Below are 14,689 nucleotides of genomic sequence, written 5' to 3' on the forward strand. Positions count from 1 at the left end.
TGTCGCCCGACCCACCTTAAGCAGGCTCGCTCCCACAGAGGCCGGCGTGCACCGTAGCGCCAATGTGGGGCGAGCCTGCTCGCGATGGGTTTTGAATCACTGACTGGAAATGGCTCCATCGACCAATGCCTGCGCCTCGACCACCAATTGCTTGAGGTGCTCATCACCGATGAAGCTTTCAGCGTAGATCTTGTAGATGTCTTCAGTGCCTGATGGCCGCGCGGCGAACCAGCCGTTTTCAGTCATGACCTTCAGGCCGCCAATGGCCTGGTCATTGCCCGGTGCATGGCTGAGGATGCTCTGGATGGTCTCCCCGGCCAACTCAGTGGATGCAACCTGGTCCGGTGCCAGCTTGCTCAGCAGCGCCTTCTGTTGCGGGCTGGCCTTGGCATCGACGCGCACGGAGAACGGCTCACCCAGTTCATCCGTCAGGGCACGGTAGGCCTGGCTTGGGTCGCGACCAGTGCGCGCGGTTATTTCGGCCGCCAGCAACGCCGGGATCAGACCGTCCTTGTCGGTACTCCACACTCCGCCGTCCTTGCGCAGGAACGAGGCGCCGGCGCTTTCTTCGCCACCAAAGCCCAAGGAACCGTCGAACAAGCCGTCGGCAAACCACTTGAAGCCTACCGGCACTTCATACAGACGCCGACCCAGACGCTGGGCCACGCGATCGATCAGACCGCTGCTGACCACCGTCTTGCCCACGGCGGCATCGGCACGCCACTGCGGCCGGTTCTGGAACAAGTAGTCGATGGACACCGCCAGATAGTTGTTCGGCGCCAGCAAGCCGCCGGATGGCGTCACGATGCCGTGGCGATCATGGTCCGGGTCGCAGGCGAAGGCCACATCGAAACGCTCTTTGAGGCCAATCAACCCCTGCATGGCATGGCTGGAGGATGGGTCCATGCGGATCTGTCCGTCCCAGTCGACGGTCATGAAGCGGAAGGTGGAATCCACCTGGGTGTTGACCACGTCCAGGTCCAGGCGGTAATGCTCGGCAATGGCGGGCCAGTAGCGCACCCCCGCTCCGCCCAGCGGGTCCACGCCCAGGCGCAAGCCGGCAGCGCGAATGGCATCGAAGTCGATGACATTGATCAGGTCCGCCACGTAGGTGTTGACGTAGTCGTGACGGTGAGTGGTGTCGGCCTTCAGGGCCTGCTCATAGCTGATGCGCTTAACGCCGGCCAACTGGCTTGCCAGCAGCTCGTTGGCCTTGGCTTCGATCCATTTGGTGATATGGGTATCGGCCGGGCCGCCGTTGGTGGGGTTGTACTTGTAGCCACCACTCTGCGGCGGATTGTGGGACGGGGTGATGACGATGCCGTCCGCCAGACCGGTGGTGCGCCCACGGTTGTAGCAAAGAATGGCGTGGGAGATCGCCGGCGTGGGCGTGTATTCATCTGCCTCGGCGATCATCACGGTGACCCCGTTGGCAGCGAATACCTCCAGCGCGCTGGCGCCTGCCGGGGTAGACAGCGCATGGGTATCGATCCCCAGGAACAAGGGGCCGTTGATGCCCTGGGCTTCACGGTACAAGCAGATCGCTTGGCTGATAGCCAGCACATGCCATTCGTTGAACCCCAGGTCGAAGGAACTGCCACGGTGACCGGAGGTGCCGAAAGCCACCCGTTGGGTCGAAACCGAGGCGTCGGGTCGGCCGGTGTAATAGGCCGTCACCAGTCGCGGGATATCGATCAACAACTCTGCCGGTGCCGGCTTGCCCGCAAATGGACTGACTGTCATGCAAAACCTCTGAATGGAGTGGCTCGATAAAATGGATGCAGTTTACTGACAGTTCGACCGTGGCGCGATGGGTTCGATCCATCGCCCTCCATTACGATTGCTCAAGTCTCAAGGCATCGGCCAGCGCACAGAGTGCAGTATCCAGATCGTGTGAACCGCTCAAGGCGTGGGTCAGGCGCAGATGTTGTGCGTACAGCCCTTGCAAACTGAACAGTTCCCCCGGCGCAATGACGATTCGTTGCGCAAGCAGCCGCTGGAACACCCGTCGCAGATCGACGCGCCGCGAAGATCGGGTCCAGATCGTTGCGCCCCCTTGGGGCTCCAGCCATTGCAGGCTGTCCCCCAGCCGCTCGCGCAGCATTTGCGTTGTCGATAGCGCACCTTCACGCAACAATCGTCGCAACACCAGCAAGTGCTGATCGATCCGTCCGTTGCTGTACAAACGGGCGATGGCCTTCTGGCGAATCGGTGACAGACGAAACGCGCGTAGCAGGAAATGTCGCTGCAACTCCAGCGTCAGCTGTCGCGATAACACATAGCCGTAGGGGGCCTCGGGGCCGATGGTTTTTTCGAAAGTGGAATAGACGATCAGCCGGTCGGGGTCGAGCAAGTCTCGAAAAGGCGTCACCCCGGCTTCGAACGCCAGGTCTGTATAGCTGTCGTTCTCCAGCACCCATGTGCCGTGCAGATCCAGTAAGCGCGCGACGGCGCGACGGTTGTTTTCAGGAGCGAGCGTGCCCCTGGGCATGTTCAGGACCGAGGACAGGATGACCAGGCGGACCGCTTTACTCGTCAGTAATTGTTCCAGTTGCTCGACATTGATCTCCCCATCCGCCAGCAGTGGCAGTTCGATTACGTCGATATCGGCCGCCTGCAGCAAGCGCAGGACGGTCCAGTCGCAGGGTGATTCGATCAGCACCGTGGCGCCCTTGAGCGCCAGCACGGCGATCAGAATCTCCAATACACCGCGCAGATCAGCGCCGATATAAACATCGTCGGCGTTCCAGCACCGGGCCGGCGAAGACGTGTAGCGAGCCGCCAGCGCGGTGCGCAGTTCCAGCTCGCCCCAAGGCTGCGAGGGCATTTGTGAAGAGCGCGGATACTGACGCAGCAGCTCACGCTCCAGTAACAACAGCGGGCTGTCCAGCGGTTGCATCGACGCAGGCTCGTCAGCGCTGAGTACCAGCATTCCCGGTCGTCGTGCATTGACATACAGGGTCTCGAGCAAATCATCACCGCCGCCCAGCGTCGCGACGCAGGGTACTGGCAACGCGTAATAACCGGATTTGGCGACCGAATAGACCCGCCCTTCCTTCTCCAGCAACGAATAAGCGTACTGGATGGTAGAGATCGACACGTTCAGGCGCTCGGCCAGTTGCCGTAACGACGGCAAACGCACTCGGGCGTCGGCGCCCAGTTCGTTGATCAGGGTGGTGAGGTAACGATAAACCGCCTGATACGCGAAGTCTGTTTCCCGGCAACCTTTCATGGGGTTGGGCCAGGCGACGTGGCGAATGAATCCGTCAAATCCTGCCCCTCAATGCCGTGCCGCACGTTCGCGCATGGCATCGTCGCCCTGCCCGGCTTCTTCAATGTCGATGTCATCGACAGGTTGCTGCGCATCCATCCCCGATGCCTGCTCCTGCTCCGGCGGCGTGATACTCGCCCGATACAGTTTGCCGAGCATATCGATGGACAGGCCACTGACGTCGACCATCCATTGCGCCACCTGATCGGCGATGGCCGCGCCCTGCATGGCCTTGTGCAGATCGGGCATCGCCACCAGCATGCCCGGATGACAGCAGCGCAGGAAGTGCTCCAGGCCAGCGCCTTGCTCCACGAAGGGCGCGAACAACATGCACACCAGTTGCGTTTCGTTGAGCCCCAGGGTCTTTTGCGCGTCGCTGGTGGCCTGGGCGCGCCGCTCGGGGATGGCCGTGGGTGGGCCGAACAGCATGCGTGCCTGCTCGCAGACGTGCTCGGGCAACTGCTTGCGATGCATGATCATGATCGCCCGTTGTACATAGTCGCCATAACCTGCCTCATAGCTGCGCCCCTGCAGATAACAGGCCTGCAGGCCATGCAGGTGAGCTGAGAGCAGCGGGCTCAGGTATTCGTTTTCCGGCGCCGATGCGACGAGTTCATCGGTCCGCACCCGAAGGAATTCACTGAACAGCGGCCAGTTGGTTTCTTGCGAACTGTCGACGATCAGGTCGTCGATACCGATGTGACTCACGCGCCGACACGCCTCGAAATGCCCCTCGGGTTTCCACGCGCCCTCGTGGTCCTGACCATAGAAGCCCAGGTAGGGATTAGCGCCCAAGGTATCGAGTTGCGCGAAGAGACTGTCGAAACCGCTGGACGGGTCAGTCGCCAGGCCGACCTTGCGGGCGGCACGTCGAAGGCCCGACATGAACTGTTTTTGCTCGCGAGGCGTATCACTGCTGACTAACGAGTCCACGCCGCGCTCCCAGCGAGCCATATGCCGATAGAACTCCGCCATCGCCAGGTAGCCGTGATCGCCTACTTCCAAGGGGCTGTCGATCGAGCGAAGGTGGCCCAGAACCAGCGTGTCCATGCGATTGGCCTCATGCCCGGCCGCCGACAATGGCTGCTTGTGATTGAACGGCACCACCTCGCGGTTATCCGCCATCAGCAGTTCCACCCGGGGGTCGTCGTAGACGAACAGCGCGCTGTAACAGCGGTGGATGTTTTCCAGGGTCGCCTGGGTGGTTTCGCTCAGGCGTGGCGTGGCGACACGCAAGTCGAAGGTCACCGGATGCCTGCCGGCGATGCTCAACTGTGCGGCCCGCAAGGCGGTCAGGACATAAAAACTGTCCCGGCTGCCGTTCTGGACCGTCAACACACGATAGTCGCCGATCCGGTCGATGCCGCCAGCGGCGACAATTAAACGCTGGATCAAAAGCTGCAACGCCGTCCGTTCCGCGCGGGAATAAAAACCTGACAGTCGCTGCAATATCTGTTGATACACGTGATTCATTGCCTGCTCATGAATTGAACTCATAGCCATATACCTGGAAATTCAAATATCGGCGTCGCACTGGCATAGCGTGACCGGGCGACGGGTTGATCTGGAAGGTTGTTCTAGTACTGCAAAGAGTATTGGTAATACGCTCAAGCTTTGCTTGTCGTAATTATTTGATACATAAGCTGTGGAGTTCGCCCGCTTCGCCTCGGTACGTGCCTGCAAGGCCCTGAGGCATTGGGTTTCAGCGATTCCGCCCTGCGTCCTAGGAAGATTCCGACAGCATCCTTCAGACAATGAGTACGAAAAACAAAGAACATGCCTAACTTTAATTGTCCCCCTGCCCCAGTCAGTTTTTCCCACAGTCGATTGATGGCGTTAAAACAATTAACGCTTGATGCACCTTTGCCCGAAGGATGACGATTCTCTAGAAACTTGTACTGCGCCACGACTTCTTCCTTGAGATGGAAATCAGCGTTCAATTATCAGGACTTAAATAACGATTAGAAGATACAGATTGAGGGCAAAAACCAGTTCAGTTCTCTGGGGATTAAACGCTTTTTGGGTGTTGAGTGAACTGGACCGCCCAGGCGAAGGCGTGGTTGCCGCGCACCAAGGCGTCATTGCCGAACGGAGCGGCAATGGCAGAAGAAAGGAAGGAAAGCAGGTTCAGGCCGAAGGCAGCGCAAGAGTCGCCATGCTGACTCTTGCGCGGAGGAGGAATCAGGCGGGGTCGACTACCTGAAGGGCAACGCGTTCACGGCAGGGGCATTCGCCCATGTAACGGTGGGCTTCGACAAACTCGGAGAATGGAAACACCCGGGTCTTGAGCGGCAACAGCACGCGATCGGCGGTCAGTTGATTGATATCACGCAGCGCCCGCTGCAATGCAACCTGATCCTGGATGATGCCCAGTTCCGGCTTGCCGGTAAAATTGCCGATGCAGTGCACAAAGAACTGAATGTTCTTCTGGAACGCCGCACAGGCCGGGAACGGCGTCTGGTTGCCGCCTTGCAAGCCATACAGCACCAGGCTGCCCCGCGGCGCCAGCACATCACCGAGCAGCGACATTTGCGGCCCGCCGAGGCCATCGAACACCACATCGACGCCACGGTTATCAGTGAGCTTGTTGATTTGCATCAACAAGTCCTGCTCTTCGGTGACGATGACTTTTTCGGCGCCGAGCGACAGCAGGTACTCACGCTCATCAGCGGTCTTGGTGGCCGCGATCACCCGTACACCCAAGGCCTTGCCCAGTTGCACGAAGGATGGTCCGGCGCAATGACTGGCATCAGTGACCAGGGCAAACTGCCCCGGCTTGACCCTTGCCAGGTCCACGTAGGCGAAATAGGCGATCAGCAGTGGCGTGTAGTGCACAGCGGCTTCGATCGGGGTGAGCACGTCGGGATAACGGGTCAGCGCGGTACGCGGCAACACGATGATCTCACCGTACACCGGGTAATCGTTAGGGCTCTCGGCAGGGAAACTGGCAACTTTGTCGCCTACAGCCAGGTCGTCGACACCGTCTCCGACAGCCGTCACCACCCCAGCCATTTCATGACCAAGGCCCGACGGCAGGCGCGCCTGGGACGACGCCAGATTCTGGCGCCACAGGGTGTCATACCAGCTGATGCCGATCGCTTCGACACGGACCTGCACTTCTCCTGGCGCAGGAAGAGCCGCCGCATGCTCTTCGCATTTGAGCACCTCGGCACCACCAAACTTGTGAAAACGGATCGTGCGGGACATCGCAAACCTCGTCAAAGTAACCTCTAATGCCATGAACTCTATCCGGGCTTTGTACCCAAGACCATCAGTGGCTATTAATAGTCGACATGCCTGTCATTGATTCCGCAGCAAGAAAATGAACCCAGTCTTGTAGGGCCTATCCCTAAGAAAAAGCAATTAGCCGGTGCAGAGTACCAGTCTTTCCCCGTAAGATTCATGCCGGTCATTGTTCTCATATGGCCGCTCACGTCAAGCTTGCTGAATCTGCCAGGACCCCAGATGAATCGTAATGACCTGCGTCGTGTCGACCTGAACCTGTTGATCGTGTTCGAAACATTGATGCATGAACGCAGTGTGACCCGAGCCGCCGAGAAGCTGTTCCTCGGCCAGCCAGCCATCAGTGCCGCGCTGTCACGGCTGCGCAACCTGTTCGATGACCCGCTGTTCGTGCGCACCGGTCGCAGCATGGAACCGTCGGCCCGGGCGGTCGAAATCTTCGCCCTGCTCTCCCCAGCCTTGGATTCGATCTCCACGGCGGTCAGCCGCGCGGCGGAGTTCGACCCGGCCACCAGCACCTCGGTGTTCCGCATCGGCCTGTCGGACGACGCCGAGTTCGCGCTGTTGCCGATGCTGCTCAAACGTCTGCGGGCCGAAGCCCCGGGCATTGTCCTGGTCGTGCGCCGGGTCAACTACATTCTGATGCCGGGCTTGCTGGCGTCCGGTGAAATCTCCATCGGCGTCAGCTACACCGAGGATCTGCCGGCCAACGCCAAGCGTAAAGTCTTGCGGCGCAGCATGCCCAAAGTGCTGCGGGCCGACACTGCGCCGGGTCGGCTGACCCTGGACGAATTCTGTGCCCGGCCCCATGCGTTGGTGTCCTTCGCCGGGGACCTGAGCGGTTTCATCGATGAAGAGCTGGAGAAACTGGACCGCAAGCGTCACGTGGTATTGGCCGTGCCGCAGTTCAATGGCCTGAGCACGTTGCTGGCGGGCACTGACATTATCGCCATCGTGCCCGACTACACCGCCGACGCACTGACCGCCGCTGGCGGCGTTCGCGCCGAAGACCCACCGATTCCGGTGCGCAGCTTCGAACTGCACATGGCCTGGCGCGGCTCCCAGGACAACGACCCGGGTGAGCGCTGGTTGCGTTCGCGGATTCAGATGTTCTTTGGCGATCCTGAGAGTCTTTAGGCATTGTCGGGCAGGCTGTTTAGCTGATCATTTCTGGCTTTTCATAGGCCATGGAGATCCATTTACTTCCAGTGGATGAGGCTCCCGGGGGCATATCTGAGGGCATGCTATGAATGGTTTGAAAAGGATGCCCCCAGCCTGAGGTCCAACAGCCCCCTTCTCGAAAAAGTCACCCTTTGCTGTTCCCTGCCGCCGTCGAGCGCTGTCCGATCACCTCAGTTAATGGCTGAGCCTCCGTACGAGAACAAGTGGGGATAGTCGAGTGATCGACAATAATGGTAGCGTGGAGCCATCAATGGATGTGTCCGTAAGCTTGCGCTTGCTCTTCACAAAGCCCGGCCGCCAACCTTCTTCATCGATACAAGGACGTCATGGTGAGTATTCCAAGCCCTTCAAATAAGGGTGGGCCAGCAGCTCGACAGGGTTTCAAATACCAGGATCACGTCGCCGTTGCGTTTATTTTGAAGATGCTGCGTGACAGTACCTATCTCCAGGTGGAATGCGAAACTGCTGATGACATCGTTGCGGTTTCTGAGAATGCTGGGGAGACTGTCAATGAGTACATTCAGGTCAAGACCACAGAAAATGATAAGAAGTGGAACCTGACTGAATGCATCACTCTGGAGAAGCAAAAAGCTGACTCCTCCCTGTTTCAGAAATCATTAAAATGCGATGTGCGGCCAGGCATAGCCTGCTTCAGAATCGTGTCCAAACGTGATATCGCAAAAGCTCTGGAGTATTTCGCCAAGGAGCTGAGCAGACGGGTTACTCCCGATCTAGCCACCCAGCGGGGGCTGACGCTGGCCAAGCAATTAAAGACCGTGTCTGCCAGAGGGCGTGACTTTTCCTATTGGGCAGACAACTTCGTCTGGCAGGTTTGCGGTGATGTTTCGTCGCTGGAGGCAACGAATCTGCGTGTTCTTGCAGAGGTTATCGATCTGTACGGAGAGACCCCTTCTCATCGCCAACAAAAAGATATCTACGATGCCTTCCTGGCGTGGGCCGACGATGCTGCAACTGCTGATGTAAAAACCGTGCCCGAGAAGAAAATAATCAGTCGTATGGCGGCCCTCTCGCGGCTGAAAGCTCTACTTGGTGCAGCTGCCCAGCACTCTGCCGCCTTTGCTAAACCCTACAAGACCAAGCCTGATCCGTTCTTGGTGGAGTTTCACACGACCACGGAGGACGGTTTGCTACGTACTCTTTCTGGCTTTGATGTTGATTACGATTTCGAGGAATGGCGATCCCAACAACTAGCGGAGCACTTGCTGCAGTGGCTGCCTGAATTCTGTCTACGTGCGAGCGAAATAGCCAATTTCCAGATACACCACACGCCAACGGCGTTGGCGCGATCAATCAACACGTTGACCCAAGCCGCCGTACCTCGAGATCGATTGATTGCAGAGTTGATATTGCATGCCATCCTGCGAAGTCGGGAACACAGCGAGCCAATCGCATGTAAGGTCTTTTACGCGGTCAACGGCAAGCTTTCCGAGTTCGGCAATGCGCATATCGTCCAGAAACCGGGTGAAGCAGACCAGCTATGGCTCGGCTTGTCGCGGATGATTTCCACCGGAACGATGGATCAGACGCTGAAAGAAATTTGCGATGTGCTCGATGCCACCATCTCCAGAGCGGCACTAACTGAGGAGCGAGAGATCATCATCACGCTCCGCGAGCCTCATCACCACCTACCCACGGCTGAAGCATTCAACAAGGCCTTGCACCGCAATGCTCCTGCACAGGAGATGCTAAGTGTTCTGTGCTTCCCGATCCTGCTCGCCTACGACAGCGACGCGTTGTCCGGGGGGTACCTATCTGATTATCTGGCCAACCTCAAGACAGAGGTTACGCAGCACTACAATGCGCTGGCATGTACGTTACCGTCAAAAATCAAACAAGTCAGGGTAGTGGTCTTTCTGGTACCGATCGAGAGCATCCACCAGCTCGTTCAGAAATTTAATGCGCTCTGCAAGGCTGCAAGCTGACATGAAATACGACCTCATCAAACAGCAGCTAGAGAATCTTTACGATCTCAACAGTGACAAATCCGGCCTGCTCATGGGGATGAGCTTCATCGTGAACAAGGGGCATCCCGAATGGGAGGGCCGTGACCTGGTCATTCGGGCGCTTGACAAGTTTGATTTTTTCGTCATTGACGAGTTCTACAAGCTCGACCTTGCCAGCGATTCTGACGAAAAAAATCGATCTATTGATCTCAGCCTTGCTTTTCACAAGCTTGCGAAGCTGAATGCTCAGTTTTATCTACTCGGCCCACACATTCAAAACATCCAAGGCCTGGATGGGTATGAGTACAATTTCATTCCCTCGAACTTCTCGACCGTGGCAGTCGACGTGACGCACTACAACCTGCGAACGCGCGGCGACACGCGAAAGGATAAGCTTCTTGAACTGTGCTCGCAGATCACCTCCCCTACCCTGATCTACTGCCAGTCACCGGCAAGCGCAAATCGGGTCGCGCAATATTTAATCGATGAGGGGGACTTCTCTGCGCTTGATGGCACCCGTGAAATTTCAGAATGGATCGCGGATAACTACCATCCTGCCTGGAACGTAGCGAAGGCGATTTCGCTAGGCATCGGCATTCACCACGGTGGCGTACCAAGGGCCATTCAGCAATATTTTGTGAAGTTGTTCAACGAGCGAACCATTCGCTACATCATCTGCACGTCCACCATGATCGAGGGAGTGAACACGTCGGCAGAGAACGTCATCATCTATGACCGAAGAATCAACAACAGTCCCTTTGATTTTTTCACCTTCAAGAATATTTCCGGGCGCGCCGGGCGAATGAATCAATACTTCATCGGTAAGGTTCATATGCTGGAAGAGCCACCAGAGGAGAAGAGCCTCATAGTCGAGTACCCAATCGGCTTGCAAGACGGGGCGTCCCCTATGGGACTGCTCATGAAACTCGAACCCGAATACCTCACCGACCAGTCGCGGCAGCGTCTTGAGGCTGCCTATGCGACTCCTCAGCTGTCCGTCGCGACGCTGATCGAAAACAGGCACATTCCAGTCGAACGTCAGGTCGAATTGGCCGACCGAATTCTGCGAGAGCTCGCGCTGGGTCGCGCATGGCTCACGTGGAAAGGTAATCCAGAGCAAAAGCAACTTGAGTATCTCTGTACTCTGATCTATGAGCACCTTCCTCATCGGCTGCCGGAGTATGGTATCCATTCAGGGCTGCAACTCGCTTGGCATATCAATGCCCTCAGAGCCCAGAAAGACTTCAAGGCCTATCTCCAGCAAGCGATTGATGAGGATGGCTCCGACCGGACTCCCAGCGAGTCGATAGGGCAACGGCTCAAGCTCATACGCAACGTCATTTCATACCGCCTTCCCCGAGACATCATGGCACTGAGCAAAATCCAAGCGGACGTTTTGACCCGCAGGGGCATCGAGCCAGGGGACTTTGGCTTTTTCGCCGAACAGCTTGAAAACTTGTTCCATGATCCGCTGCTCACCGCGTTGGATGAGTACGGTGTGCCGACCCAGATCTCCTCGAAATTCAAAGGGGCGATCTTACCTTCAGAAAATCTTACCCAACTACTCGACAAGTTACGCGCATGGGCCCCTAGAATCGAATCAGCACCGTTGACACACTTCGAAAAAAGCATCGTAAGGTGGGCTGTAGACGAAATCTAACAAACAGTATCGCTGTCACTCACCTGCGCCCTGACGCCCTTTAGAGTCGTAGTGTGTACTCTGAAAGATAAGAGATCTATTTCCCAAATTGCGTCGGCAAGCTTATATCACTTGGGCATGACAAATACCTTCAGCTAACAACGCCTCCACTTATTATCAACCCTCTCGAGCGGGCATAAAATCACTTGCCAACCGACTCGTTAGGGTTAATCGCCAACCACGGTGCGCAAGGAAAGGAGACAACACCCCCATGATGAGAGTCTTACGCAAACGAGCTTCACTCCCTGGGCCTCTGACCGACGAACAGGTACGGAAAGCCAAGGAACGACTGGCTGATCATTACCGCCTACCTCCTGAAGAGCGCGCGCGTCGACGCCCACCACTTGAACCCGACATTTGGAAATCTGCATTTGTCCAAGAGGCACTGCATAGGGTTTTTCTCAGCAAATGTGCATACTGTGAGACCGCCCTCCATGTGAAGAACCCCACGGAGATTGTGCATCACAGACCGCTAGGTAATGCATTACAAAATGATCGACGTGAAAGCGAAAACCGTAGTTCTGACCATTACAGTTGGTTCGCCTACGAGTGGGAGAACTTATTTCATTCCTGTGTCGAATGTAACCGCAGCAAACGGAATATTTTTCCCGTAGAGGGCCCACGCGCCAGAATCCGCAGTACTTGGTCAGAAACGGAGACCTTTGAACGGGCGCTGTTAATCAACCCCTGCAACACAGAACCAAATAAACATCTTCGCTTCGAGTTCGATGGAACGGCCATCGGTGTTGGTCTTGTAGGTCGAGGCACCATTGACACGCTTACACTAAATCGAAGTGAATTGGTTTACGCCAGAGCACAAAAGCTTCAACGCTGCTTAGACCTACTGCAAATAGGAAGAGGTAGAGATTATCAGGGGGACTACGAAGAGTTCCGCACGGAACTAGAGGATAGTAGCGAGTTTTCTGGCGTAGCCCGTATATTTTTTTTTAATCTCATGTCTCGCTATGCCCAGTCAGCCGCGCCAGCCAAGCTTGCCAAGCCAAAGTTTAAAAGCATCGCGGATGATGCCATCGAGTTAGTGTATGGCGCTGACGATCAACAATGGCAAGAGCTTCTGGACTCAGCGACGTACCAAAACCTTTACGCACATGACGAGCCGCTCGAGCTAGTTTCCGAGTTGCGCACGCTGCCGCTGCCGCTGCGCCCCGAGCCACGAACCTCACTCCTGCGCCGCATTAGCATCCGCAATTTCAAGGGGATTCCCCAGCTAGACCTCGATATTCCTGCCACGTCCTCTGATGAAACGGGCGCGCCATGCGCCACGTTACTAGGAGAGAACTCCACCGGTAAAAGTACGACCCTCCAGGCTGTGGCGCTCACCCTAATGGGCGATAGCATGCGCACTCGTTTAGGGGTGTCTGCAGAAGACTTTCTTCCCCGTGAAGTGGAAGGATGGTATTTGAACGATACCGTTACCCCGGAGGTGGTTCTCGAGTTTGACACCGGCGAGCCCATTCGCTTCCACATCGACCCGTTGACCAAGCGTTTTGTCGGCGAAGACCAACCCGCGCTAGTGTTATTCGCCTTCGGTGCGCGCCGGTTCTTCGGCAAAGAAACGACCCGTCGACAGCACATTTCGGCAGTAAAATCATTGTTCGACCCCTTTGCCAAACTGCCCCATCCAGGCCGTTGGTTACAGAGCCTTGATGACGCGAACTTCGACGCCCTTGCACGTGCGATGCGAGAGGTACTGATCTTGAAGCACGACGACAATATCGGCAGGGATGCCGAGGGTCGGCTCTACGTTCATGCTCACGGCCGTGAAACGCCTCTCGAGCGGCTCAGCGATGGCTATCGTTCACTGATGGCCATGGTGTTGGCAGTGATGCGCGGCATGCTTGAGGAATGGGGCGATCTGGAATACGCCCGCGGGCTCGTATTGATTGATGAAGTCGAAACCCACTTGCACCCACGGTGGAAGCTCCAGGTGATGTCCGCCCTGCGAAGGGCGATGCCCAATGTGCAGTTTATTGTGACTACCCATGACCCACTCTGTTTACGTGGAATGCGCGGCGATGAAGTCAAGGTGCTTATACGGAACGAAACGCAAACTATCGAAGTCCTGAACGACCTGCCGGACGTTCGAGGGCTTCGTGCAGAACAGTTATTGACCTCTGACTATTTTGGCTTGTCGAGCACCGCCGATCCTGATCTGGAACAGGTGCTGGAACAAATCGCATTGCCTGCCCACGCTCGCACTGCGCTATCCCATCATGATGAGCGAACGCTTGGACATCTGCGTTGGCTCGGTGACACGCCTGCTGAACAGATCCTCAACGAAGCCTTGCGCCGCTTTATTGAGGAAATGAATGCCTCATCCGAGGTTACTCGAGGTCAAGTCCGAGAGGAGGCCGTACAAGGCGTGCTGGCAAAGCTTAAGACCCTGCAACGGAGCCGTCGGCCGTGAGGTGGGTAGATCGAAGCGAGGTTCCCGTCCCAGTATCCCTAGCCGGATCCACAAGCCTGGCCGCCCGCGAACGTGCGCGGGCGGTTCAACACTTTAGGACTACTCCCACCACTAAGTTTAAATTCAGGGCCTATCGAGAGGATGATGTTGCAACGGCGTTAAATACGCTGTTCTTTGGCAAATGCGCCTATTGCGAATCCAGCATTCGGGCCGTTCAACCGACCGATATTGAGCACTTCCGTCCGAAAGGACGTGTTGCTGGCAGCCCTGAGCACCCAGGGTATTGGTGGCACGCCGCGAGCTGGGAAAATTTACTTGCCAGTTGCATCGACTGCAATCGGCGACGCTATCAGGACGCCCAGCAAACCGAACAAGCCCCCCTGGAAGATGAGGTTGAGGGGCAGTTTTATTTAGGTAAAGGCGATCTATTTCCCATTTTGGGGCCACAGCGCGCCTTCGCCCCGGGTGATGACCACGAAGCCGAAGACCCCGCGCTCATTGATCCTACTCAACGCGACCCTAAACAGCACTTGAAGTGGATGCTGGAGCAAGAACTGAGCGTGGTTGGACCTCAATCACCTAACGGGCAGATTGACCCCTACGGCTACCACACCTATCGAGTCTTTGGTCTGAACCGGCAGGGCTTGGTGGAGCAACGCACCGCACGCTGGCGCGAGATCAAAGCGCAGATCGCCACTATCGAGAGCCAACTCGACCTGGCCATCACCATGCCTGAGCCACATGCCACAAACTTGCAGAACCTGGCATTTCAGCAGGTTGATGCGCTTTACGCCTATGCGGCGCCTGATAAGCAATATTCGGCCATGGTGGAAGACTTGTTGGCTGCCGAAGTTGAGCGATTACTAGCGAAATATCAACGATTGGGGGCATAGCTTGCCGAG

At 56.8% G+C, this 14,689-nt stretch carries 9 protein-coding genes; 5 read left to right on the forward strand and 4 right to left on the reverse strand.

What is annotated here, in order from left to right:
* Positions 1–96 precede the first annotated feature (96 nt).
* The 4 genes from pgm to GSM73_RS12660 all read right to left on the reverse strand — a co-directional run bounded on the left by pgm (position 97) and on the right by GSM73_RS12660 (position 6,478).
* Positions 97–1,743, reverse strand: a complete 1,647-nt coding sequence (gene pgm, locus GSM73_RS12645; protein WP_160892758.1) for a phosphoglucomutase (alpha-D-glucose-1,6-bisphosphate-dependent) — start codon at positions 1,741–1,743, stop codon at positions 97–99.
* Between the two features lie 91 nt (positions 1,744–1,834).
* Positions 1,835–3,232 (reverse strand): PLP-dependent aminotransferase family protein, encoded by a 1,398-nt coding sequence (locus GSM73_RS12650; protein WP_047226437.1) that lies wholly within the window; start codon positions 3,230–3,232, stop codon positions 1,835–1,837.
* A 48-nt stretch (positions 3,233–3,280) separates the two neighbouring features.
* A complete protein-coding gene (locus GSM73_RS12655) occupies positions 3,281–4,768 on the reverse strand; it encodes a hypothetical protein (protein WP_160892760.1) in 1,488 nt (495 codons plus the stop codon).
* A 684-nt stretch (positions 4,769–5,452) separates the two neighbouring features.
* The gene (locus GSM73_RS12660; RefSeq protein ID WP_047226435.1) at positions 5,453–6,478 is read right to left on the reverse strand and encodes a zinc-dependent alcohol dehydrogenase family protein; all 1,026 of its coding nucleotides are present in this window, start codon (positions 6,476–6,478) and stop codon (positions 5,453–5,455) included.
* Positions 6,479–6,736: 258 nt separating this feature from the next.
* Between GSM73_RS12660 and GSM73_RS12665 the strand changes: the two genes are divergently transcribed.
* The 5 genes from GSM73_RS12665 (at position 6,737) to GSM73_RS12685 (ending at position 14,680) form a co-directional block, all read left to right on the forward strand.
* Positions 6,737–7,651, forward strand: a complete 915-nt coding sequence (locus GSM73_RS12665; RefSeq protein ID WP_160892762.1) for a LysR family transcriptional regulator — start codon at positions 6,737–6,739, stop codon at positions 7,649–7,651.
* 371 nt (positions 7,652–8,022) lie between these two features.
* Complete coding sequence (locus tag GSM73_RS12670) at positions 8,023–9,639, forward strand: dsDNA nuclease domain-containing protein (protein WP_034103458.1); 1,617 nt, start codon at positions 8,023–8,025, stop codon at positions 9,637–9,639.
* A 1-nt stretch (position 9,640) separates the two neighbouring features.
* The gene (locus GSM73_RS12675; protein WP_256676889.1) at positions 9,641–11,320 is read left to right on the forward strand and encodes a helicase-related protein; all 1,680 of its coding nucleotides are present in this window, start codon (positions 9,641–9,643) and stop codon (positions 11,318–11,320) included.
* 250 nt (positions 11,321–11,570) lie between these two features.
* The gene (locus tag GSM73_RS12680) at positions 11,571–13,787 is read left to right on the forward strand and encodes an AAA family ATPase (protein WP_160892766.1); all 2,217 of its coding nucleotides are present in this window, start codon (positions 11,571–11,573) and stop codon (positions 13,785–13,787) included.
* Entirely contained in the window at positions 13,784–14,680 is an 897-nt protein-coding gene (locus GSM73_RS12685) for a hypothetical protein (protein WP_160892768.1), read from the forward strand. The genes GSM73_RS12680 and GSM73_RS12685 overlap by 4 nt, the downstream gene beginning before the upstream one ends.
* Positions 14,681–14,689 lie beyond the last annotated feature (9 nt).

Source organism: Pseudomonas sp. PICF6 (assembly GCF_009831705.1).
GTDB lineage: Bacteria > Pseudomonadota > Gammaproteobacteria > Pseudomonadales > Pseudomonadaceae > Aquipseudomonas > Aquipseudomonas rhizophila.